Raw genomic sequence first — 23,854 nt, forward strand, 5'->3', positions numbered from 1 at the left:
TGACATATCGCCACATCAGCCGACGCAGAGGGTTTCAGTTATCGCTCAGCGCGAAACGCGCGGCGCGCTCGATCAGCTCGGCATCGGGGCGCACGCCGGTATAGAGGACGAACTGCTCCACCGCCTGCAGCACGATGACTTCGCCGCCGGTGATGACCGGCTTGCCCAGCGCCCAGGCCAAACGGATCAAGGGCGTTTCCACGGGGACGGCCACCACGTCGAAGATCCATTGCGCAGCGGCGACGGCGGCCTCGTCGAAAGCCAGTTGCTCAGCCTGCTCGCCACGCATGCCCAGCGGAGTGACATTGACCAGCAGCCCGGCCGGCTGCCCGCCCAGGCTCTCGTACCAGGGCACGCCACACTCGGCGGCCAGCGCTCTACCCGTGCGTTCGTTGCGGGCGAGGATGCAGCCGCGGACAAAACCGCTGTCGCGCAAGGCGCAGCCCACGGCCTTGGCCATGCCGCCGCTGCCGCGCAATGCATAGGGGATATCACGCGGCACACCATGCTGCGCCAGCAACTTCACCACGGCACTGTAATCGGTGTTGTAACCGGTCAGCCGGTCGTCGTCAGCGACTATGGTATTGACCGACTGCAAGGTGGCCGCCGAGTCGTGCAGGTCATCGAGATAGGGGATGCAGGCTTCCTTGAATGGCATCGATACCGCACAACCACGCACGCCCAGAGCCCGGATGCCACCGATCGCAGCCGGCAGATCCCTAGTGGTGAAGGCCTTGTACAGGTAGTCCAGCTCCAGGGCCTGATACAGGTAGTTGTGAAAGCGCGTGCCGAAATTGCCCGGCCGCCCGGACAACGACATGCACAGACGGGTGTCCTTGCTGATGCGCAGGCTCATCAGCGCTATCGATCCAGCAGCGCCAGCGCCTCGGCACTGGCCTGGCGCACGGCGTCCCAGCCCTGTGTGTTGCCCAGCATCCAGCTACCGCCTACGCACATCACGTTGGTCAAGGCCATGTAGTGCTGCAGATTGGCCGGGCCGACGCCGCCGGTCGGGCAGAAACGCACGTCACCGAAGGGGCCGGCGAAGGCCTTGAGCGCGGCCACACCGCCACAGACCTCGGCCGGGAACAGCTTGAAGCGACGATAACCCAGGGCATAGCCAAGCATGATTTCCGAAGCGCTGGCCACGCCAGGCAGAAGCGGCAGCGGGCTTTCCAAGGCAGCGCGCAGCAGCTCGTCGGTGCTGCCGGGGCTGACCACGAACTGCGCGCCGGCCTCTTCCACCGCCGCCAGCATCTGCCGATCCAGCACCGTGCCGGCGCCGACGCACAGGTGCGGACGTTCCTGGCGCAGGCGGCGGATGGCACTCAGGCCGTGAGGCGAGCGCAGGGTGATTTCCAGCACCTGCAGGCCACCGGCATCCAGAGCGTCGGCCAGCGGCAGGATGTCCTCCTCGCGGGCAATGGTGATCACCGGCATGATCCGTGCGCGGGCGCAGAGCGCGTCGATGCTGGCGATCTTCTCGGCCATGCGGGGAACCGTGCGGCTGATGGCATCTGTCATGAAATTCGTTCCTTACGGGCACCAATAGATGTTCAGGGGCGCGTCGATGAAGGCGCTGATCGGCATGTTGTGCAGATCGCGCTGTTGCAAGGCCTGCTCCAGTACCGCCAGCTTTTCCTGGCCTTCTATCGCCAGGATTTGCAGTCGCGCGGCCTTGAGCACAGGCAGGGTCAGGGTCAGGCGCTGATGCGGCACGCTCGGCGCCAGCATCGGCAGGCAGCGGCGCGGGCAATCAGCCTGCAACGCCTGCGGCAGATTGGGGCTGCCAGGGAACAGCGAAGCGGTATGGCCGTCGGTACCCATACCCAATACCAGTACGTCGATCGGCGGCAGCTCGCGCAGGGCCTGCTCGGCTAGCTCGGCGGCCTGCTCCAGACTGCCGGCACTGCGGTAGAGGCCGAGCAGTTGCGCCTCGGCAGCCGAGCCTTGCAACAGATGGCGGCGCACCAGCGCCTCGTTGCTGTCTGCATGGCTGACCGGCACCCAGCGCTCGTCGGCCAGGCTCACCAGCACCTTGCTCCAGGGCAGGGCCTGCGCCGACAGCGCCTGGAAGAAAGCCACCGGGCTGCGCCCGCCGGACACCACCAACATGGCATGCCCGCGTTCGGCGACTGCCTCGCGCAGGGCCGCAGCCACCTGTTCGGCCTGCGCCTTGGCCAGTTGCTGCGGGCGCTCGAAGCCCTGTGCCACGACGCCGGCAGGGAGTTTCAGGTCAGAGATCGCCATACCAGGCCCATCCATCACGAGTGGTCAGGGCAATGGAACTCATTGGCCCCCAGGTGCCGGCGACGTAAGGCTTGGGTGAGTCGCCGAGTTTCTGCCAGCCGGCGATCAGTTGATCGCACCAGTGCCAGGCATGTTCGATTTCATCCTTGCGCACGAACAGGTTCTGATTACCCCGCATGACTTCCAGCAACAGCCGCTCGTAGGCATCGGGAATCCGCGCGCTCTTGTAGGTGGCGGAGAAATTCAGTTGCAGCGGGCCGCTGCGCAGTTGCATGCCCTTGTCCAGGCCCTGATCCTTGGTCATCACCTGCAGGGAGATGCTCTCGTCCGGCTGCAGGCGGATGATCAGCTTGTTGCCGATCAACTGGCGCTGCTCGGGGGCGAAGATGTAGTGCGGCGGCTGCTTGAAGTGAATGACGATCTGCGACAGCTTCTGCGCCATGCGCTTGCCGGTGCGCAGGTAGAAGGGCACGCCCGCCCAGCGCCAGTTGCGGATGTCGGCACGTAGCGCGACGAAGGTCTCCGTGTTGCTCTGGGCGTTGGCATTTTCCTCCTCCAGATAACCCGGCACCGGCTTGCCATCGCTGATGCCGGCCACGTACTGGCCACGCACCACGCGCTGCGACAACTGCTCGGCGCTAATCGGCTCCAGTGCGCGCAGCACCTTGACCTTCTCGTCGCGGATGGCGTCGGCCGAGAGATCGCCCGGCGGGTCCATGGCGATCAGGCAAAGCAGTTGCAGCAGGTGGTTCTGGATCATGTCGCGCAGTTGCCCGGCCTTGTCGAAATAGCCCCAGCGCCCCTCGATGCCGACCTTCTCCGCCACGGTGATTTCCACGTGGCTGATGTGGTTCTGGTTCCACTGGGTCTCGAACAGGCTGTTGGCGAAGCGCAGGGCGATCAGGTTCTGCACCGTCTCCTTGCCCAGGTAATGGTCGATGCGATAGACCTGGCTCTCCGGGAAGTAGGCGGCCACCGCATCGTTGACCGCGCGCGAGGATGGCAGGTCATGGCCGATGGGTTTTTCCAGCACCACCCGGGTGTTCGCGGCGAGACCGACGGCGGCCAGGTTGGCGCAGATGCCGCCATACACCGAGGCAGGCGTGGCGAAGTAGGCAATCAACGGGCGATCGCGCGCCACCATCTCGGCAAGCTGCGGGTAAGCATCCGCCGGCAGAAATTCCATGCTCAGGTAGCGCAGGCGTGCCTGAAAACGCTGCAGCACCGCTTCATCCAGCTCGTTGGCCGGCAGGTAACGGCGCAGGTGACGCTCGATCACACCCAGGTGCACGGCGGCATCGCCCGTCTCACGGGCCAGGGCCAGGAGCTGGGTATCATCATGCAGCAGGCCGGCACGGTCGAGCTGATACAGGGCCGGGAACAGCTTGCGCAGCGCCAGGTCGCCCAGGGCGCCGAACAGGGCAAAGGTACAGGGTTCAACGGGCATCACAGGCATGATCTTTGTTCTTCTATCAAGTTGCGTTATTGATAGCGGCTAAATCCGGGCCTTGCAACCGCAATGTAGTAATAAAAACAACATTTACCAGAAAATCGCGTAGCGGTAGCCAGCCAGCGATCCCCGGCTTAGGATTGACTCCGCATTTCATCTGACAAGGACAACAATGGATCGCGTGCGCAATCTTCTCGAGCAGATTCAGGGCCGCCTGGAAAGCCTGAACAAGGCCGAACGCAAGGTCGCCGAAGTGATACTGCACAACCCGCAGCAGGCCACCCGCCTGAGCATCGCCGCCCTGGCCCAGACCGCTCAGGTCAGCGAACCCACGGTGAACCGCTTCTGCCGTTCCTTCGGCGTCAACGGTTACCCCGAGTTGAAGATGCAATTGGCACAGAGCCTGGCCAGTGGCGCGGCCTACGTCAGCCAGGCGGTGGAGGCCGACGACGGCCCCGAGGCTTACACGCGCAAGATCTTCGGCAGCGCCATTGCCTCGCTGGACAGCGCCTGCCAGAGCCTCGATCCGAACCTGATCAGCCGCGCCGTGGACATGTTGATCCAGGCCCGGCAGATCCACTTCTTCGGCCTCGGCGCCTCGGCCCCGGTGGCGCTCGACGCGCAGCACAAGTTCTTCCGTTTCAACCTGGCGGTATCGGCTCATGCCGACGTGCTGATGCAGCGCATGCTGGCCTCGGTGGCGCACACCGGCGACCTCTTCGTGATCATCTCTTACACCGGGCGCACCCGTGAGCTAGTGGAGGTGGCACGCCTGGCGCGGGAAAACGGCGCCTCGGTGCTCGGCCTCACCGCCGCCGGCTCGCCGCTGGCCCAGGCCAGCAGCCTGAGCCTGGACATCCCGCTGCCCGAGGACACCGACATCTACATGCCGATGACCTCGCGCATCATCCAGCTCACCGTGCTCGACGTACTGGCCACCGGCATGACCCTGCGCCGTGGCGTGGACTTCCAGCCGCACCTGCGCAAGATCAAGGAAAGCCTCAACGCCAGCCGTTATCCGGCTGACGAGGAACCGATGTAGCAGCCGCAAGCTGCAAGCTGCAAGCCGCAAGAGGAGCCGCTCCTTGCTCTTGCTTGCAGCTTGAGGCTTGAGGCTTGCCGCTCACTTCCACCAATATTCCACCTGCACCCCGAAGTTGGAGCCGTTGCGCGAGCTGCCGAAGGCGCCGGTGTCGGACAGGGCCGAGCCCTCGGCCAGCAGGTTGGCCGCCTGCTGCGCGGCCTTGTTCCAACTGGCATAGGTGTAGTACAGGCGGAACTCCGGGCGCGCCCAGAAGCCAGGGCCGGCGGGCGACCAGGTCGGCGCGATGGTGAACTTGGTCAGCTTGCGCGTGCCACCGGGCGCATCGACCTGGTCGCGGCCGATCTCACCCACCAGCTTGAACTGCTCGGTGAAGGCGTAGCTGGTGCGGCCACCCACCGACAACCAGTTCTGATCCGCGCCGTCGGAGCGCTTGTCCTTCTGATAGACCAACTGCACCTGGCCGCCGAGACGCGGGGTCATCTGAAAGTCGAAGAACTCGACCATGCGCCAGCTCTTGGCGCTGCGATCCAGGGTCGGGTCGCCGGTGTAGCCCAGGCCCGTGCCCGGGCCCTCGCCGTATTGCAGGGCGAACTTGTTGTCGCCGCCCAGGCCAAGGAAGTTCTTCTGCACGTGCTGGCCGGTCACTGCCCAGCCGCTGTGCGAGTCATCCACCGATGATGGCTTGTCGATGTAGCTGACGCCCACTTCGACCTCGCCGCCCGGGTTGGTGACGAAACCGCCGACGTTGAAGTCGTGGCGGTTGATGTATTCCTTCTGGTCATAGCTGTCCTTGCGCGAGAACACATAGCTGTACTTGTAATCACCGATCTTCATCTCGTCGATACCGAAGCCGGTGGCGCTCTGGTTCCAGTAGTAGAAGTCGCTGATGTGGATGTCGTTACGCTTGTAGAAACGCCGCCCGGCCCACAGCGAACCGCCACCCAGCGCCGGCATCTTGCTCCACTCGGCGTACATCTGGTTCATCCGCGCGGTGCCGTAGTCGCCGGTGAATTTCGGCGTATGGCCGTATTGGTTGTAGAGCTGCGCCATGCCCTCAATGCTCAGCACCGAGCCATCATCGAGGGTAAACAGATCCTGGCGCAGATCCAGCTCGGCGTACTGCTCGCACTCGTTGCCCAGGCGATACTTGGACTGTGCCCCTGGCAACTGGAAGCATGATTGTCGGCCATTGCCATCGGCCGTGCCGGCACCACTGCGCACGTAGCCGGTGAACTCCAACGCCATGCCGGTCATCGGCAGTGCCAAGGAACCCAGCGCCATAGCCAGGCCCAAACCCGTTGCTCGCTTCATATCCTCTCCTGCTGTTTTTATTGTTGTTACCGCTTTGCAAAACCGGCATCAGGACTACGCGGCCGGCTCCTTGTGACGATCATTCGCTGCACTGGCTGCGCCGGCCTGTGCTTGCAGCGGGCGCACGCGCTCACCAGTCTCGGCATCGAAGAGCAAGGCCCGCGCGGCATCGATCTGCAGTTCCAGGCGCTGGCCAACCGGCGGCGCCTGGTCGGGGGCCAGGCGGCAGCACAACTTGCTGTCGTTGACGCTGACGAATACCAGGGTGTCCGGGCCGGTGGGTTCGAGTACTTCCACCTCTGCCGCCAGCACGCCTTGCGCTTCACTGGCGCTGAGCTGCACCTGCTCCGGGCGGATGCCGAGTAGCAACTGGCGCTGCTCACTGCCCGCCGGCAACTGCCCGAGCGGCAGCTCGCAATGCCCGACCGACGACGCCAGGCGGGCCCAGAACTGGCCGTCACGCTGCTGCAGTTGCACCGGCACGAAGTTCATCGGCGGCGAGCCCATGAAACTGGCAACGAACAGGTTGGCCGGCTCGTTGTAGATCTGCTGCGGCGTGCCGAACTGCTGGATCACCCCCTCCTTCATCACCGCCACCTTGTCACCCAGGGTCATGGCCTCGATCTGGTCATGGGTGACGTACACCGTGGTGGTCTTCAGGCGCTGGTGCATCAGCTTGATTTCGGTGCGCATCTCCACGCGCAACTTGGCGTCGAGGTTCGACAGCGGCTCGTCGAACAGGTAGATCTTCGGCCGCCGCGCCAGCGCCCGGCCCATGGCCACGCGCTGCTGCTGGCCACCGGAAAGCTGGCCGGGCTTGCGGCTGAGCAGGTGCTCGATCTGCAGCATCCTGGCCACCCGTGTCACTTCTTCGTCTATGGCCGCTGGCGCCATCTTGCGCATCTTCAGGCCGAAGGCGATGTTGTCGCGCACGCTCATGGTCGGGTACAGCGCGTAGGACTGGAACACCATGGCGATGTCGCGATCCTTGGGGCTCATGCCACTGATGTCCACGCCATCGACCAGGATCTCCCCCTGGCTGATGTTCTCCAACCCGGCGATGCAGTTCATCAAGGTGGATTTGCCGCAGCCCGAGGGGCCGACCAGGATCAGGAACTCGCCATCATCGATCTGCAGGTCGATGCACTTGAGGGTGTCCGCCAGGCCGCTGCCGTAGGACTTGTTGACGTTACGCAGTTCGAGCGTTGCCATTCACTTCTCCACTACTGCCAGCGCAGCTTTCAACCTTTGACTGCGCCGGCCGTGAGGCCACGCAGGAAATACTTGCCCGCCAGGATGTACACCAGCAGGGTCGGCAGCCCGGCGATCATCGCCGCGGCCATGTCCACGTTGTATTCCTTGGCTCCGGTGCTGGTGTTGACCAGGTTGTTCAGGGCCACGGTGATCGGCTGCGCGTCGCCACTGGCGAACACCACGCCGAAGAGGAAGTCGTTCCAGATCTGGGTGAACTGCCAGATCAGGCAGACCATGATGATCGGCACCGACATCGGCAGCAGGATGCGCCCGAAGATGGTGAAGAAACCGGCGCCATCCAGGCGCGCCGCCTTGACCAGGGCCTCCGGCACGCTGACGTAGTAGTTGCGGAAGAACAGCGTGGTGAAGGCGATGCCGTAGACCACGTGCACCAGCACCAGGCCGGTAGTGGTGTTGGCCAGGCCCAGCTTGCCGAGGGTGAACGAGGCCGGCAGCAACACCGTCTGAAACGGCAGGAAGCAGCCGAACAGCAGCAGGCCGAAGAACAGTTGCGAGCCGCGGAAGCGCCACATCGACAGCACGTAGCCATTGAGCGCACCGATGGCAGTGGAGATCAGCACCCCCGGCACGGCGATCTTCACCGAGTTCCAGAAGTAACCGCCGACCACGTCCCAGGCCTTGACCCAGCCGATCAGGGTGAAGGCATCGGGCAGCGACAGCAGGTTGCCAGTACGCACGTCCTCGGGGGTCTTGAAGCTGGTCAGGAGCATCACCACCAGGGGCACCAGGTACAGTGCGGCGGCGAACAACAGGGTGGCGTAGATCGCCACGCGGCTGAAGCTGAAGGCTCTAGTCATGGCGCTTGCCTCGCAATTCCGAGTAGAGATAGGGCACCAGAATCGCCAGGATCGCGCCGAGCATCAGCATCGCGCTGGCCGAGCCAATGCCCATCTGGCCGCGGCTGAAGGTGAAGTTGTACATGAACATCGCCGGCAGGTCGGAGGCGTAGCCGGGGCCACCGGCGGTCATCGCCGCCACCAGGTCGAAGCTCTTGATGGCGATATGAGCGAGGATCATCACCGCGCTGAAGAACACCGGGCGCAGGCTCGGCAGCACGATGCGCAGGTAGATGGTCGGCAGGCTCGCGCCGTCCACCTGGGCGGCGCGGATGATCGACTGATCGACGCTGCGCAGCCCGGCCAGGAACAACGCCATGACGAAGCCCGAGGCCTGCCACACGGCGGCGATCACCAGGCAGTAGATGACCCGATCCTGATCCACCAGCCAGTCCAGGCGAAAGCCTTCCCAGCCCCAGTCGCGGAGCATCTTGTCCAGGCCGAGGCCCGGGTTGAGCAGCCACTTCCAGGCGGTGCCGGTGACGATCATCGACAGCGCCATGGGGTACAGGTAGATGGTGCGGATGAAGCCTTCACGACGGATGCGCTGATCCAGCAGCACCGCCAGCAGCACGCCGACTACCAGGCTGATGCCGATGAACAGGCCGCCGAAAACCATCAGGTTCTTGCTCGCCACCCACCAGCGGTCGTTGTCCAGCAGCCGTGCGTACTGCTGCAGGCCCACCCACTTGTAGCTGGGCATGAAGCTGGAATTGGTGAACGACAGCAGCGCCGTCCACAGGATGTAGCCATAGAAACCGACCAGCACCACCAGCATGCTCGGCGCCAGCACCAGCTTGGGCAGCCAGCGTTGCAGCGCGTCGAAGGGTGAAGCCTTGGCGGTTAGCGTCGTGACACTCATCGGGCATTACCAGTGTATGGATGAATTCGGGCCGAGCGCTGCCCGCGACAGCGCCAGGGCCTGTCGTGCTCGTGATGGGATAGGGAAGCGGGCCTGCAGCGCAGGCCCGCAGCGCCTTACTGCGCGGCCTTGATCGCCGCGTAGATCTGCGCGCCCGCCTTGCTCGGGTCGGCGTTCTTGTCGGTCATGAAGTTGCTGACCACATCGAAGATCGCCCCCTGCACCGCCAGGTTGGTGGCCATGCTGTGAGCCATGCTCGGCTCCAGCGTGCCGGCCTTGTCGGCCTCCTGGAAATCCTTCATGGAGGCCTGGGCACAACTGTCGAACTTGCTCATGTCCAGATCGGGGCGCACCGGGATCGAGCCCTTGTTCTCGTTGAACACGTACTGGAACTCGGGCTCCAGGGCGATGCGCGCCAGGGCACGCTGGGCGGCGATGTCGCCTTCGTCCTTGAGCTTGAACATGGCCAGGGAGTCGATGTTGTAGGTGTAGCTGCCAGCGGTGCCTGGCATCGGCACGCACTGGTAGTCCTTGCCAGCCACCTTGCCGGCGGCCGTCCACTCGCTCTTGGCCCAGTCCCCCATGATCTGCATGCCGGCCTTGCCCTCGATCACCTGCGCAGTGGCCAGGTTCCAGTCGCGTCCGGCACGGTTGTCGTCCATGTAGGTGGAGAGCTTCTTCAGCGCGGTGAACACTTCGGTCATCTGCGGGCTGGTTAGGGTCGCCTCGTCATGCTCGACGAAGGCCTTGTGGTAGCCGTCGGCACCCATGATGCCGAGCACCAGGCCCTCGAACACGGTGCTGTCCTGCCACGGTTGGCCACCATGGGCCAGGGGCACGAAGCCAGCGGCCTTGAGTTTGTCACCAGCGGCGTAGAGCTCGTCGAGGGTGGTCGGCGCCTTGTCGATGCCGGCCTTCTTGAACACTTCCGGGTTGATCCACAGCCAGTTGACGCGGTGGATGTTCACCGGCACGGCGACGTAATGGCCGTCGTATTTCATGGTGTTGGCCACGGTCTTGGAGAGCAGGCCATCCCAGTTGTTGGCCTTGGCCACGTCATCCAGCGGCGCGAGCAGATCCAGCGCGCCCCACTCCTGCAGATCCGGGCCCTTGATCTGCGCCGCACCGGGCGGGTTGCCGGAGATCACCCGGGTCTTGAGTACGGTCATGGCGGCAGCGCCGGCACCACCGGCCACGGCGCTGTCCTTCCAGGTGTAGCCGTCCTTCTCCACCAGCTCACGCAGCACCTTGACGGCGGCGGCCTCGCCACCGGAGGTCCACCAATGCACGACCTCGACCGTACCTTCGGTGTTGGCAGCCAGGGCGGAGAACGGGATCAGGGAAACGAGAGATACGGCAGCGGAGATACGCGTAATCGAGTTCATCGGAAATACCTTTCTTGTTGTTATCCGGCAAGTCATGGCGCTTGCGTTTGGATGGAGTGTAATCAGCCTTCGAGGGCGCTCAGGTAACGAAGCGACGCGCGAATGTCACCAGCCCGTTACAAAGCCGCCAGGGCACTGGCCAGGCTCGGCGCCAATGACAAATTCGGCAGTAGCACGGCCTGATAGGCGTGATAGAGGTCGGGTTTGCCCGCCCAGATACTCCCTGCCGGGCGGTTGTCGCTGTCCAGCTCGTGATGCCAGCTACCGCCTTGCAGGTCGATGAAGTGGCGCGCGGCGAACTCCCAAAACTGTCGATACCAACGCTCGTAGTCGGCCTCGCCGGTGCGTCGCAGCAAGGCCGCAGCCGCCGCGATGGCCTCGGCCTGCACCCAGTGCAGACGCGCACGCACCACAGGCCGCGCCTGCCAGTCCAGGCTATAGACCAGCCCCGGCGTGCCGTCGGCCTGCCAGGCAGCGCGACTGGCGCTGGCGAACAGGCCACGGGCGTCCGTCAGCAGCCAATCGGGCGCGACCAGCCCGGCGCGCAGCAAGGCCGCTTCCAGATGCAGCAGCAGGCGCGCCCACTCGAAGCTGTGGCCCGGCGTGCTGCCGTAGGGGCGGAAGGGGTCGGCACGGTTGTCGGCGTTGTATTCCGGCAACGGCTGCCAGTGGCGGTCGAAATGTTCGACCACCACATGGCCGCTGGCCACGGCATGAGCATGGATCAGCCGCTCGGCGATGCGCAGGGCGCGCTGCAGCCACAGGGCATCGCCGGTGACATCGGCCAGGGCGAGAAAGGCCTCCACGCCATGCATGTTGCTGTTGGCACCGCGATAGGCCTCTTCCTGCGTCCAATTGCGGCTGAAGCTTTCGCGCAGGGTGCCCTCCTCCTCGCTCCAGAAATGCCCTTCGAGCACTGCGATGGCCTCGGCCAACAGCGCCTCGGCGCCAGGCCGCTGAGCCACCCGTGCGGAGCTGGCAGCCAGGGCGACGAAAGCATGCAGGTAGGCGCTCTTGTCGCCGCTGCGGCGGGCATCGGCGAACCAGCCGCCATGCACCTCGTCACGCAGCGCCCCGCATAACGCCGCGATGCCGTGGTCGACCAGATGGGCATGGCCGGGCAGCCCCTGGATATGCGCCAAGGCGAAGCAATGGGTCATGCGCGTGGTGTGGATCAGCTCGGCGCAGGCGTCGGCCGGCAAGTTGCCGCGCTCATCGAGGGCGGCGAAGCCCTGTTCGACGCGCGCGGCCCTGGCGAAGGCCAACAGGCGCTGGCCTTCGGCGTCCAGCCAGGCCCGGTGGCGGGCTTTGCTCAGCCAGCTCGTGGCGGGCAGTTCAGGCAGGTTCATGGCAGTGACTCCAGACTCATGGCAAACACCCGGGTTACGCCTTGGGCTAACCCAGGCTACGAAACGACGACACCTGCGCTCACCGTAGCCTGGGTTGAGCGCAGCGATATCCGGGAACCCACTGGCGCCAACGTATCGCCCGAACGAAGCCCACACCTGCTGCAGGCAGTCACTCCACCGAACGCGGCAACTGCAGGGTCACCCGCAGGCCACCTTCGCGCAGGTTCTGCAGGCTCACCTCGCCGCCATGGCTGTGAGCGATATTGCGTGCGATGCCCAGCCCCAGGCCGTAGCCCTGCTGCTGCCCAGCCAGGCGGAAATGCGGCTCGAACACCTGTTCCAGACGCTGTTCGGGCACCCCTGGGCCGTCGTCATCGACGTGCAGCACATAGGCCTGGGCATCGTCCTCGACATGCAGGTGGGCGCTGTGGCCGTACTTGAGCGCGTTGTCGATCAGGTTGCCGATGCAGCGCCGTAGCGCCAGGGGCTTGCCCGGGTAGGCAGCCTGGGCCTGGCCATGCACCGTCACCTGGCCCGTCCCCGTTGGCGCCAGGTAGGGTTCGACCAGGCAATGCAGCAACTGGTTGAGATCCACCGGCTCGATGTTCTCGTGGATGTCGGTGTCCTTGACGCATTGCAGCGCGCCCTTGACCAGCAGTTCCAGCTCGTCCAGATCGCGGCCGAACTTGGCTTGTAGCGCCTCGTCCTCCAGCAGCTCGACCCGCAGACGCAGGCGCGTGATGGGGGTGCGCAGGTCGTGGGAAATGGCGCTGAACAGTTGCGCACGCTCGGTCAGGTAACGGCTGATGCGCTCGCGCATGGCATTGAAGGCGCGGCTCACCTCCACCACCTCGCGCCCACCGCCCTCGGCCACCGGCTCCACCTCGGCGCCCAGCGACATGTGCCGCGCCGCCCGCGCCAGACGCTTGAGCGGCCGGCTCTGCCAATGCACAAGCAGGCCGATGAACAGCAGCAAGAAGGCGCTGCTGAAGAGCATGAACCAGAGTTGCTGGGCCGGCAGCACCGGCTCCTCCAGACTGGTGTAGGGCTCGGGCAGCAGCGAGGCGATATACAGCCATTCGCCGGGGGCTAGCTGCATCTGGGTGACCAGCACCGGCGGTTTGACCGGCTCCAGGGTCAGCGCGTAATGCGCCCAGGAGCGTGGTAGCTCTTCGAGCTTGAGACCGCCATTGAAGATCAGCAGGTCGTCCGGGCTGACGAAGTTCACCGAGATGTCCGCACTGCCGCCCAGCGAAGCGTGCAGCACCTCGCTCACCGCCTCGGTCACCGCCTGCTTGCGTGGCGTGGCCGGCAGCAGCTTCATCTGCAGGGGACGATCATTGAGGCTGACCACGAAGCGCGTGCCGCCCATGCTGCGCAACTGGTCGAGCACCAGCGGCCGATAGGCCACCGGCAACGAGCGGAAGTAACGCACGCTGGCCGACATCGAATGAGCCAGGCTGCGCGCAGCGGTGACCAGGCCTTCGAGCTGGGTGGCGCGCAACTGCGACAGCCAGATGGCGCTGGACAGCGCCTGTGCCACCAGCACTGCGAGCAGGGTCAGCAGCAGCATGCGCCCCAGCAGCGAACGCGGAATCGGCAACAGCCGCCGCCACTCAGCGCGCATGGCCGGCCTGGGCGGTGACCGTTGCGGCCAACTGGTAACCACTGCCGCGTACGGTGCGGATCAACCGTGGCGGCTTGTCGGTGTCGCGCAGACGCTGGCGCAGGCGACTGACGGCCATGTCGACGACGCGCTCCAGCGGCATCATCTCGCGGCCACGAGTGGCGTTGCCGATGGTGTCGCGGTCGAGAATCTGTTGCGGATGATCGAGAAACAGCTTGAGCAAGGCAAAGTCGGCGCCGGAGAGCAACACCTCCTCGCCATCGAGGTGGAACAGGCGGTGACTGACCATGTCCAGGCGCCACTCATCGAAGGCCAGCACCTCGGGGGCCCGCTCCTGGGCGAAGTGCACCCGGCGCAGCAGGGCCTTGATCCGCGCCAGTAGCTCACGCGGGCTGAAGGGCTTGCCGAGGTAATCATCGGCGCCCAGCTCCAGGCCGATCACCCGGTCGGCCTCGTCGGAGCTGGCGGTAAGCATGATGATCGGCACCTGGGCGAAACGCCCGTGCGCGCGCGTCCAACGGCACAGGCTGAAGCCGTCTTCGTCGGGCAGCATCACATCGAGAATCAGCAAGTCCGCGCCGCCCTCCTCCAGCGCCTGACGAAAGCCGGCGCCATCGGCCACGCTGCGCACCTGCAGGCCGGCGCGGCCCAGGTAGGTTTGCAGCAACTCGCGGATTTCCTGGTCGTCGTCGACCAGCAGGATGGATTTTCCGGTCGGGCTCACATCGATAGTCCTTGATCTTGTTGTTATGCAACGCCGCGTGCAGCTATCGCCTGCGCGCCAGATGCTGCTCCGCCGCCACACCAGCACCCATCAGCCCCGGATACTCGGCCGTCACCAGCCACACCGGCAAGCCGTCGAAATAATCGCTCATGCAGCCCTTGTCGCGCAGGCAGCGGGAAAAGCCGCTGGCCAGGAAGAATTCGGCGAAGCGCGGCACCATGCCGCCGGCGATATACACGCCACCGCGCGCGCCCAGGGTCAGCACGTTGTTGCCGGCCACCCGTCCCAGCAGGCAGCAGAAGGTTTCCAGCACGCTGGCTGCCAGCGCGTCGCCCTCCAGAGCCGCGCCGGTAATCTGCGCGGCACTGTGCAACAGCGGCGGCTGGCCGTCCACCGTGCAGGTAGCGCGGTACAGCGCCAGCAGGCCATTGCCGCTGAGCGCGCCGGCCTCGGCGCTGACATGCCCGAGCTGGTCATGCAGCGCCTGCCAGATCTGTGCCTCGCGTGCTGAGCCCACCGGCAGGTCGACATGCCCGCCCTCGCCCGGTAGCGCATGCCAGCCGCCACCCGGCAGCTCCAGCAGGGTGCCGACACCCAGGCCGGTGCCCGCACCGATCACCACACGCGGACGACCAGGCTCGGCCACGCCCGAGCAGACGCTGATGCGCTCATCGTCGCGCAAACAGGTCATGCCCAGGGCCATGGCCGAAAAGTCGTTGATCAGCAGCAACTCGCGCACCTGCAGCTCGGCGCAGAAGGCCGCACGACTGATGCGCCAGGCATTGTTGGTAAAGCGAAACGGATCGATCTCCACCGGCCCGGCGCAGGCCAGGCAGACGGTCTGTACCTCCCCCGGCGCCAGCCCCACGGCGGCCATGTAGGCGGCCACGGCCAGCTCCGGCGTGGCATGCTCGGCCGTGGCCGATACCCTCACGGCCTCGATACGGCCATCGCGCCACAGGGCGAAACGCGCGTTGGTGCCGCCGACATCGCCGACCAGCACCAGGCTCATCGCAGCGACTCCAGTTCCGCCGTGAAGGCACTGGCGCCCTGCTCCGCCGGGCTGAAGGCGGCGCGCATGAAGGCGAACAGCTCACGCCCGCAACCGACGCCGGTGCCCTGCGGGCGCGGTGCCAGCTCGCGGGCGGCCCAGTCGGCCTCATCCACCAGCACCTGCAGGTGCCCGGTCACGCCATCGACACGAATCAGATCACCGTCGCGCACCTTGGCCAGCGGCCCGCCGTCCCAGGCTTCCGGGCTGACGTGAATGGCCGCCGGCACCTTGCCCGATGCCCCGGACATGCGCCCGTCGGTGACCAGCGCCACCTGAAAGCCACGATCCTGCAGCACACCCAGGTAGGGCGTGAGCTTGTGCAGCTCGGGCATGCCATTGGCTTTCGGCCCCTGGAAGCGCACCACGGCGACGAAGTCGCGTTCCAGCTCACCGGCCTTGAAGGCATCGGCCAGCTCGGCCTGAGTCTCGAACACCCGCGCCGGCGCCTCGACCACCTGATGCTCCGGCGCCACCGCCGACACCTTGGCCACACCGCTGCCCAGATTGCCCGTCAGCACGCGCAACCCGCCTTCAGCCGAGAAGGCCTCGGTCGCGCCGCGCAGGATAGTGCGATCCAGGCTCTGCGCCGGGCCTTCGCGCCAGACCAGGCGGCCATCATCGAGGAAGGGTTCCTGGGTGTAGCGCGCCAGGCCGGGGCCGGCCACGGTATGCACGTCCTCGTGCAGCAGACCGGCTTCGAGCAGGGTACGCACCATGAAGGGCACGCCACCGCTGGCATGGAAGTGGTTCACGTCGGCCTGGCCGTTGGGGTAGACCTTGGCCAGGGTCGGGGTCACGGCGGAGATATCCGCCATATCCTGCCAGGTCAGGTGAATACCGGCAGCACGGGCGAACGCGGGGATATGCAGGGTGTGGTTGGTCGAGCCGCCCGTGGCGTTGAGCGCTACCACCGAGTTGACGATGGCCTTCTCATCGATGATCCGGCACAGCGGCGTGTACTCGCCGCCCTGGCGGGTCAGACGCACCACCTGGCGCGCGGCCTCGGCGGTCAGCGCGTCACGCAGCGGCGTGTAGGGGTTGACGAAGGACGAGCCCGGCAGGTGCAGGCCCATGATTTCCATGACCACCTGATTGGTGTTGGCGGTGCCGTAGAAGGTGCAGGTGCCGGGGCTGTGGTAGGACTTCATCTCCGATTCCAGCAGCTCTTCGCGGCTCGCCTTGCCCTCGGCGTAGAGCTGGCGCACGGCGGCCTTTTCCTTGTTGGGGATGCCCGACGGCATCGGTCCGCCCGGCACGAAGATCATCGGCAGATGGCCGAAGCGCAGCGCGCCGATCATCAGCCCCGGCACGATCTTGTCGCAGATGCCCAGCAGCATCGCCGCATCGAACATGTTGTGCGACAGCGCCACGGCGGTGGACATGGCGATCACCTCGCGGCTGGCCAGGCTCAGCTCCATGCCCGGCTCGCCCTGGGTCACGCCATCGCACATGGCCGGCACGCCACCGGCCACCTGGCCGACCGAGCCCACTTCGCGCAGCGCCTGCTTGATCATCTGCGGGTAGTGCTCGTAGGGCTGGTGCGCCGAGAGCATGTCGTTGTAGGCGGTGACGATGCCGACGTTGGCCTCGTTCATCAGGCGCAGGCGCTGCTTGTCGCCAGCGGAATTGCAGCCCGCCACGCCGTGGGCGAAGTTGGCGCACTGCAGGGTGCCACGGTGCGGGCCCTGGCTGTCGGCGGCAGCCATCTGCGCCAGGTAACGCGCGCGGGTCGCAGAGCTACGGGCAATGAGGCGCTCGGTGACCTCAAGAATGCGGGGATGCATGGTTTCGACTCCAGGCTATCGAACAGCCATTAAATTGTATTTTTATCAAAATACTGACATTCAAAGCGCTTGATTTCTAGTCTCATGGGAATAATCTTGTTTTAAAACAACAAACCGAGATCATCACCATGACACTACGAATTGCCATCAACGGTTTCGGCCGCATCGGCCGCAACGTGCTCCGAGCACTCTATACCCAGAACTACCGCGACAAGCTGCAGGTCGTCGCGATCAACGACCTGGGCGACAGCGCGATCAACGCCCACCTGCTCAAGTACGACAGCGTACACGGCATTTTCGATGCATCGGTCGAGGTCGACGGCCAGAGCCTGATCGTCAACGGCGACGTCATCGCTGTCAGTGCCGTGCGCAACCCGGCCGAACTGCCGTGGAAGGCGCTCGAGGTAGATGTGGTATTCGAGTGCACCGGCCTGTTTACCGAGCGCGACAAGGCCGCCGCGCACCTGGCCGCCGGCGCCAGCAAGGTGATCATCTCAGCCCCGGCCAAGGGCGCCGATGCCACCATCGTCTACGGCGTCAACCACGGCAGCCTGCGCGCCGATCAGCAGATCATCTCCAACGCCTCCTGCACCACCAACTGCCTGGCGCCGGTGGCCCAGGTGCTGCAGCGCGAACTGGGCATCGAAAGCGGGCTGATGACCACCATCCATGCCTACACCAACGACCAGAACCTCTCCGACGTCTACCACAGCGACCCCTTCCGCGCCCGCTCGGCCACCCAGTCGATGATCCCCACCAAGACCGGCGCTGCCGAAGCCGTCGGCCTGGTGCTACCGGAACTGGCCGGACGCCTGACCGGCATGGCGGTGCGGGTGCCGGTGATCAACGTGTCGCTGGTAGACCTGACCGTGCAGGTGCAGCGCGACACCAGCGCCGAAGAGATCAATACCCTGCTGCGCGCCGCTGCCGAAGGCTCGAAGGTATTGGGTTACAACCCGTTGCCGCTGGTGTCCTGCGACTTCAACCACAACCCGCTGTCATCGATCTTCGACGCCAACCACACCAAGGTGAACGGCCGCCTGGTCAAGGTGCTGGCCTGGTACGACAACGAATGGGGCTTCTCCAACCGCATGCTCGATACTTGCCTGGCGGCGTGTGCGGCGGGGTGAGGGCATCGAGTGCCTGGCATCAGGGCCCAAGTGGGCCCTCAGTCCTATCTGCGCCGATATCGCTGCGTCGGGCTGCGGGGTGATGCTGGGTCGGTCATTTCGATCAGCCCCGCGGCCAAGGCTGGATTAAGGTAGTTCCGAGTAAAGGTCGGACGATGTGATAATCCCAGACGCTGCATCAGCTCGCTGGATTTGAGCGCAACACCAGGCGGAAGAGCCTGCAGCAAACGCGCTACTTGATCGGTTACTTGATCGCTCTGACCAGTCTCGCTTAGTGTCTGGCGCAACGCCGCCAGCATGAACTCCACGAACAGCGTGGCCTCAGCCGCCTGATCGGCAGCGGCCAACGCAGCGTAATAGGCCTCCTGCTGATCGCGGATTACGATTCTCCACTGGCAAATAGGCCAACACCAACCGCCATCGACTGAGCCACAAGCGCCCCGCACGATAGATAACAGAACACTCCCCCGTGCGGCATTAACGCAAATAACCGAGCTCTCGCAGCGCCAACCGCAGCTCTTCCTCCAACGCTTGAAAGCTAGGCAGATTTCGTAATACCTCAAGCGATACTTGCTCACCCAAGGTGTTGAGATAGGGGGACACGCCTTGGCGTAAGCGCCTACTCGGTGGGTTTGTGGCTGTAAACGCTCCCTTCAATGCGGCTTTCGGATCCGCTACACCTTCGGCACCTCGAAGGGCCGGTAGACCCAAGTCTTGATCACTCAGCTCTGTACCAAATGCACACCTAAGCGCATTACCATCAGCAATGACCCAAGCTTCCGTTTCACGAATTGGAACTACGCCCACGCCCGCCACCTCACCATCCATAGTTCGACGAACAAGATCAAGCCCCGGCTGAACCTGCTGCCGCCGAAATTTTTGCGGATCGCTGGCCCCATCAGCATGAATAAATAAGACATTCCAGGCACCTCTTGCCATTTTTGCCGATTGGGCTATACGTTCTTCCCTCGGCAAACGGTCTTCAGTCACTGGATTGTCCAATCCCAAAACCTCACTAACCTCAACGGCATAGGTAGCATCATGCGCACAGATATCTTCACATAGGCGCTGAAGTAGCGGACGAAGAAAGTAGTAGTCGGTAGGTCCTTCCGCAAACAGAGCCAATCCCAAATACCGCATAAATCAGCCCTCTGCACTCGCAGTTTCCAGAACTGTTCTTACTTCAAAATCGGAGACGAAATCGCGATTGCCTTCATCGTCAAAAAGGTCGCCCTGTGGACGCGTGCGAACAGGGCGAAGACGTGTTTTCCGCCTAACCTCTCCCACCACTGGATCGCTTACCGTTGAAGTGTCGGCAAACAGCACAACCCCTTCAGTAGCGTGATAGCTCTTGTCGATCAGAGCTGAGAGCACCACCGGAGAATGACTATTTAACAAGAGCTGACTGAGAGGAGCTACTTCGTCTTCGACTTCAAAATCGTCAGGCTGGCTGACCATATCCCTTAAACGCTGAACCAACAGTTTCACCCTGGCAGGGTGAACACCATTCTCCGGCTCCTCAAAGCAGATGAGCCCACGATGACGAGGGTCATGCAGCAGCGTGAGCAGCGCCAAGACTCGCAAAGTACCATCGGATACGACACGCGAAGAGAAGGGCAAACCATCACGCATTGTCAATTCAATTCGATATTCGCGACTGGCGTCATGCAGCTCCGCATCCAGTTTTTTTATTCCAGGAATGAGATTATTCAACTCCGCTGCTATGTCGCTCAAAACACCATTTGGCCGCACAGAACTTTGTGTTTCCATTTTCAACTGGGTCAACACAGCGGCGAGATTGGCGCCATCAGCATTAAGAGTATCGGATGCGGTAACAGCTACCGGTTTGCGTAAAAGCGTCGGATCTAGCTGCAAAAGTCTCCAGTGACGCATTTCCTCTCGCAACGCGAAGAGATGCGGAAATTCCGCATTAGTAATGCTATAAAGCACGGTAGCCTCTGCTGCACTGGCTGGCCGATTACGCCCTTGCTTGCCATCTTGATGTATATCAAATATCGGGCCATTTTCACGTTCTTCCGTTGTCAACCAAGGTTTGCTACGGCTGTACTTCAAATAAGCGACTCTAAAACCCTTAGATGGCTTTACCGCCTCGGCCCATCTATCGTCTTTTCGCATAATCGGGCGAACGGCCTCGTGAGCAACTTGTATACGCTCGATACCATTTCGTATCTCGCGCCGCTCAAGAGTAACCTCATAACGCATCCGAGTGTGAGTTAGCTTTACTTCACTGCCCCAAGGATCTCGCACAACAGGATCGACAAGCACTTCGGCAGCCAAGCGAATCTGCTTGGCTCTACCGCTCGGAGTCTGACGAAATAACTCTAATGGCTCCCCCCTCATTTCTTTAACAGCCTCAGCAACATCACGTACAGCGAGGCTAGACAGTAGCTGAATAGCATCAAAAAGATTACTTTTACCCGCTGCGTTATTTCCCACGATTGCAGTAAAAGGCGTCAGATCAACTTGAAGATTCTCGAAGGTCTTGAATCCATCTATTTCGAGACGCGTGAGCATACGGTTACCTTCGGTTCAGTGGGTATTGCTTTTTAAGATGCGGCCATCCTAAACGCAAATATGCGCCGTTCCCAGAGGCTCAAGCTCCTGTTGTACAGCAAGCTAAGATCTCGACCCCCGACTCGATGGTCGTCGGCGGCTAATTTGAGACGCCGTGAGTGGAACGAAAGATGTCTTCGGTCTGGTTGATGATGCGACCGCTGGCTTTTCCGGTTGCTCGTAGAGCATACGCTTACAGAGCGCCCGCCCCGGTGTGAAAATGAGCGACTCGCTCCGCTCGATTCAGAAGACACTCTACTCGAAGCTTCAGATATCGCGACGCAAAGTCCGATAACGCCAATTCGCTGTCCGTCTAAGCCCCCTTTTCCGTCCCTTACGCCCCTTATCGACCTGGCCAGCGCCTGAATAAGCTAGCCGGCACAGCATTGCGCTGCCTGATAACGACGCTCGCTCCATCGCGGCCAAAGCCCGCGCTCTCACGCAGGGCCGATGGCTGTGCGAACCGACCCGCGCCAAAGAGGAGTTACGCCATGGCTGATACCGTATTGGTCACTGGCGGCAGCGGCTATGTCGCCTGCCACCTGATCCAGCAATTGCTCGCTGCCGGCAACCGCGTTCATGCCACGGTGCGCAGCCTTGGCAATGCAGCCAAGCTGCAGCCGTTGCTGAATCTGCAGAAGGAATTTCCGGGGCGCCTGCATCTGTTCGAGGCCGACCTGCTGGCAAATGGGGCCTTCGATAGCGCCATGCGGGGTTGCTCGGTCGTGCACCACGTCGCCTCGCCATTTCTGCTCCCCGAGAAGATCAAGGATGGCCGCAGGCAGATGCTCGAACCAGCCCTGCAAGGGACTCGCAACGTGTTGGGCAGCGTGGAAAGAACCCCCAGCGTCACACGGGTGGTGATGACCTCCACCGTCGGGGCGATCTTCGGTGACTACATAGATGTCATGCAGATGGAGCGCCAGACCCTCTCGGAGGCCTACTTCAATACCAGCAGCACCCTGGAAAACAATCCTTACCACTACGCCAAGACCGCAGCCGAAAAGGAAGCCTGGGCCATCTGCGCCAGCCAGGATCGCTGGACACTGGTGACGATCAACCCCGGCCTGATCCTCGGCCCGTCGCTGACGCCGGCCTCGGATTCCGGCAGCCTGTTCCTGCTGGACGAAATGTTCAGGGGTTATTTCTTCTATGGCATGCCCGACCTGAGCATCACCACCGTGGACGTGCGCGAAGTGGCGCAGGCGCACATCGCCGCGGCCAGCAAGCGCAACGCGCAGGGGCGCTATATCCTGGCGGAAAAACGTATGCTGTCCTTCGCCGAGGTGGCCAGGATCGTTCGCCCGCACCATCGCCGCCCCTGGACGCTGCCTACCTACAGCCTGCCCAACGGACTCATCCGCCTGATCGGGCCGCTCTTCGGCCTGGATGGCGACTACCTGCGCAAGCACCTGGGCATCCGCTTCGCCATCGACAACCAGCGCAGCATCGACGAACTGGACATCACCTATCGCCCAGTCGAGCAGACGCTGATCGAGCACTATCGCTGCTGGGAGCGCCAGCGCTCGGCTCGCTAAGCGAGCCCACTTATCCGAGCCATGAAAAAACCGGCCGAAGCCGGTTTTTTCATTTACCGCAGCGGGATCACTCCCACTCGATGGTCGCTGGCGGCTTGCTCGACACGTCGTAGGTGACGCGGGAGATGCCGTCGATCTCATTGATGATGCGGCCGCTGACGGTTTCCAGCAGCTCATAAGGCAGGTGCGCCCAGCGTGCGGTCATGAAGTCCACGGTTTCCACGGCGCGCAGGGCGACGACCCAGGCGTAGCGACGGCCGTCACCGACCACGCCCACCGACTTCACCGGCTGGAACACCACGAAGGCCTGGCTGGTCTTGTGGTACCAGTCGGCCTTGCGCAGTTCTTCGATGAAGATGTGGTCGGCACGGCGCAGGATGTCGGCGTATTCCTTCTTCACTTCGCCAAGGATGCGCACGCCCAGGCCCGGCCCCGGGAAGGGGTGGCGGTAGACCATGTCGTAGGGCAGGCCCAGTTCCAGGCCGATCTTACGCACTTCGTCCTTGAACAGTTCACGCAGCGGCTCGACCAGCTTGAGATTCATTTCCTCCGGCAAGCCACCGACGTTGTGGTGGCTCTTGATCACATGGGCCTTGCCGCTCTTGGCGCCAGCCGACTCGATCACGTCCGGGTAGATGGTGCCCTGGGCGAGGAACTGGATGTTGTCCAGCTTGCTGGCCTCGGCATCGAACACGTCGATGAAGGTGCGGCCGATGATCTTACGCTTCTTCTCCGGGTCGGCTTCGCCGGCCAGGTTGGCGAGGAACTGCTCTTCGGCATTGGCACGGATCACCTTGACGCCCATGTTCTCGGCGAACATGGCCATCACCTGGTCACCCTCGTGCAGGCGCAGCAGGCCGTTGTCGACGAATACGCAGGTGAGCTGGTCGCCGATGGCCTTGTGCAGCAGCGCCGCGACCACCGAGGAATCCACACCACCGGACAGGCCGAGCAGCACGTTGGCGTCGCCGACCTGGGCGCGCACAGCGGCCACGGCGTCCTCGACGATGTTGGCCGGGGTCCACAAAGCCTCGCAGCCGCTGATTTCCAGCACGAAGCGCGAGAGGATGCGACCGCCCTGCTTGGTGTGGGTCACTTCCGGGTGGAATTGCACGCCGTAGTAGTGGCGGCTGTCGTCGCTCATGGCGGCGATCGGACAGCTCGGGGTGCTGGCCAGGATGTGGAAGCCTTCCGGCAGGCGGGTGACCTTGTCGCCATGGCTCATCCACACGTCGAGGCCGAACACGCCGTCGGCGTCGACATGGTCTTCGATGCCGGCCAGCAGCTCGCTCTTGCCGACCACGTCGACACGGGCATAACCGAACTCACGCAGGTCGGAGCCTTCCACCTTGCCGCCGAGCTGCTCGGCCATGGTCTGCATGCCGTAGCAGATGCCCAGCACCGGCACGTTCAGGTCGAACACCGCTTGCGGCGCGCGCGGGCTGTTGGCTTCGTGCACCGACTCCGGGCCACCGGCGAGGATGATGCCGCGCGGCGCGAAGGCACGAATGTCCTCGTCGCTCATGTCCCAGGGGTGCAGTTCGCAGTAGACGCCGATCTCGCGCACGCGACGAGCGATCAGTTGGGTGTACTGGGAACCGAAGTCCAGAATGAGGATGCGGTGGGCGTGAATGTCGTGGGCCATGGGTGCCTCTGCGAG

The 23,854-nt window shown here is 63.6% G+C and carries 20 protein-coding genes and 1 pseudogene; 3 read left to right on the forward strand and 18 right to left on the reverse strand.

From position 1 onward, the window contains the following. Positions 1-34 precede the first annotated feature (34 nt). From OU800_RS18050 to zwf, 4 genes are read right to left on the reverse strand one after another with little or no spacing between them, the layout of a single operon-like run. Positions 35-856: a shikimate 5-dehydrogenase gene (locus OU800_RS18050; RefSeq protein ID WP_268178720.1), complete on the reverse strand. Its 822-nt coding sequence runs from the start codon at positions 854-856 to the stop codon at positions 35-37. 5 nt (positions 857-861) lie between these two features. Continuing rightward, entirely contained in the window at positions 862-1,524 is a 663-nt protein-coding gene (locus OU800_RS18055) for a bifunctional 4-hydroxy-2-oxoglutarate aldolase/2-dehydro-3-deoxy-phosphogluconate aldolase (protein WP_268178721.1), read from the reverse strand. 12 nt (positions 1,525-1,536) lie between these two features. Next, entirely contained in the window at positions 1,537-2,250 is a 714-nt protein-coding gene (gene pgl / locus OU800_RS18060) for a 6-phosphogluconolactonase (protein ID WP_268178722.1), read from the reverse strand. Continuing rightward, a complete protein-coding gene (gene zwf, locus OU800_RS18065; RefSeq protein WP_268178723.1) occupies positions 2,237-3,706 on the reverse strand; it encodes a glucose-6-phosphate dehydrogenase in 1,470 nt (489 codons plus the stop codon). The genes pgl and zwf overlap by 14 nt, the downstream gene beginning before the upstream one ends. Before the next feature lie 175 nt (positions 3,707-3,881). On the opposite strand from zwf, the gene OU800_RS18070 reads away from it, so the two are divergent. Then, the gene (locus OU800_RS18070) at positions 3,882-4,742 is read left to right on the forward strand and encodes a MurR/RpiR family transcriptional regulator (protein ID WP_268178725.1); all 861 of its coding nucleotides are present in this window, start codon (positions 3,882-3,884) and stop codon (positions 4,740-4,742) included. A gap of 81 nt (positions 4,743-4,823) precedes the next feature. Here the strand turns inward: OU800_RS18070 and OU800_RS18075 are convergent, their stop codons facing one another. The 10 genes from OU800_RS18075 to edd all read right to left on the reverse strand — a co-directional run bounded on the left by OU800_RS18075 (position 4,824) and on the right by edd (position 16,952). Further along, the gene (locus tag OU800_RS18075) at positions 4,824-6,056 is read right to left on the reverse strand and encodes a maltoporin (protein WP_268178726.1); all 1,233 of its coding nucleotides are present in this window, start codon (positions 6,054-6,056) and stop codon (positions 4,824-4,826) included. Positions 6,057-6,110: 54 nt separating this feature from the next. Further along, positions 6,111-7,268 (reverse strand): ABC transporter ATP-binding protein, encoded by a 1,158-nt coding sequence (locus OU800_RS18080; protein ID WP_268178727.1) that lies wholly within the window; start codon positions 7,266-7,268, stop codon positions 6,111-6,113. 29 nt (positions 7,269-7,297) lie between these two features. Next, complete coding sequence (locus OU800_RS18085; protein WP_268178728.1) at positions 7,298-8,128, reverse strand: carbohydrate ABC transporter permease; 831 nt, start codon at positions 8,126-8,128, stop codon at positions 7,298-7,300. Continuing rightward, complete coding sequence (locus OU800_RS18090; RefSeq protein ID WP_268178729.1) at positions 8,121-9,029, reverse strand: carbohydrate ABC transporter permease; 909 nt, start codon at positions 9,027-9,029, stop codon at positions 8,121-8,123. The genes OU800_RS18085 and OU800_RS18090 overlap by 8 nt, the downstream gene beginning before the upstream one ends. A gap of 116 nt (positions 9,030-9,145) precedes the next feature. Further along, a complete protein-coding gene (locus tag OU800_RS18095; protein ID WP_268178730.1) occupies positions 9,146-10,414 on the reverse strand; it encodes an ABC transporter substrate-binding protein in 1,269 nt (422 codons plus the stop codon). Between the two features lie 116 nt (positions 10,415-10,530). Beyond that, positions 10,531-11,763 (reverse strand): D-mannose isomerase, encoded by a 1,233-nt coding sequence (locus OU800_RS18100; RefSeq protein WP_268178731.1) that lies wholly within the window; start codon positions 11,761-11,763, stop codon positions 10,531-10,533. Between the two features lie 169 nt (positions 11,764-11,932). Beyond that, a complete protein-coding gene (locus OU800_RS18105) occupies positions 11,933-13,390 on the reverse strand; it encodes an ATP-binding protein (protein WP_277372703.1) in 1,458 nt (485 codons plus the stop codon). After that, positions 13,380-14,114, reverse strand: coding sequence for a response regulator (locus OU800_RS18110; protein WP_268178732.1), 735 nt, complete (start codon positions 14,112-14,114; stop codon positions 13,380-13,382). Before OU800_RS18110 ends, OU800_RS18105 begins: the two co-directional genes overlap by 11 nt. A 43-nt stretch (positions 14,115-14,157) precedes the next feature. Beyond that, positions 14,158-15,126, reverse strand: a complete 969-nt coding sequence (locus OU800_RS18115; protein ID WP_268178733.1) for a glucokinase — start codon at positions 15,124-15,126, stop codon at positions 14,158-14,160. Beyond that, positions 15,123-16,952 (reverse strand): phosphogluconate dehydratase, encoded by a 1,830-nt coding sequence (edd, locus tag OU800_RS18120; protein WP_268178734.1) that lies wholly within the window; start codon positions 16,950-16,952, stop codon positions 15,123-15,125. Before edd ends, OU800_RS18115 begins: the two co-directional genes overlap by 4 nt. A gap of 128 nt (positions 16,953-17,080) precedes the next feature. On the opposite strand from edd, the gene gap reads away from it, so the two are divergent. Further along, positions 17,081-18,082: a type I glyceraldehyde-3-phosphate dehydrogenase gene (gene gap, locus OU800_RS18125; protein ID WP_268178735.1), complete on the forward strand. Its 1,002-nt coding sequence runs from the start codon at positions 17,081-17,083 to the stop codon at positions 18,080-18,082. Positions 18,083-18,126: 44 nt separating this feature from the next. Here gap and OU800_RS18130 read toward each other — a convergent pair. The 3 genes and pseudogenes from OU800_RS18130 to OU800_RS18140 all read right to left on the reverse strand — a co-directional run. Then, positions 18,127-18,529 (reverse strand): annotated as a pseudogene (locus tag OU800_RS18130) (Fic family protein); the annotation flags it as partial. A gap of 30 nt (positions 18,530-18,559) precedes the next feature. Further along, positions 18,560-19,222 (reverse strand): DUF4276 family protein, encoded by a 663-nt coding sequence (locus OU800_RS18135; protein ID WP_268178736.1) that lies wholly within the window; start codon positions 19,220-19,222, stop codon positions 18,560-18,562. 3 nt (positions 19,223-19,225) lie between these two features. After that, positions 19,226-20,617: an AAA family ATPase gene (locus OU800_RS18140; protein ID WP_268178737.1), complete on the reverse strand. Its 1,392-nt coding sequence runs from the start codon at positions 20,615-20,617 to the stop codon at positions 19,226-19,228. A gap of 530 nt (positions 20,618-21,147) precedes the next feature. Here OU800_RS18140 and OU800_RS18145 point away from each other — a divergent pair. Then, a complete protein-coding gene (locus OU800_RS18145; RefSeq protein WP_268178738.1) occupies positions 21,148-22,194 on the forward strand; it encodes an NAD-dependent epimerase/dehydratase family protein in 1,047 nt (348 codons plus the stop codon). Positions 22,195-22,261: 67 nt separating this feature from the next. Here OU800_RS18145 and guaA read toward each other — a convergent pair whose 3' ends face one another. Beyond that, positions 22,262-23,839, reverse strand: a complete 1,578-nt coding sequence (guaA, locus tag OU800_RS18150; protein WP_268178739.1) for a glutamine-hydrolyzing GMP synthase — start codon at positions 23,837-23,839, stop codon at positions 22,262-22,264. Positions 23,840-23,854 lie beyond the last annotated feature (15 nt).

It is taken from the genome of Pseudomonas sp. GOM7 (genome assembly GCF_026723825.1).
In the GTDB taxonomy this organism is placed as follows: Bacteria; Pseudomonadota; Gammaproteobacteria; order Pseudomonadales; family Pseudomonadaceae; genus Aquipseudomonas.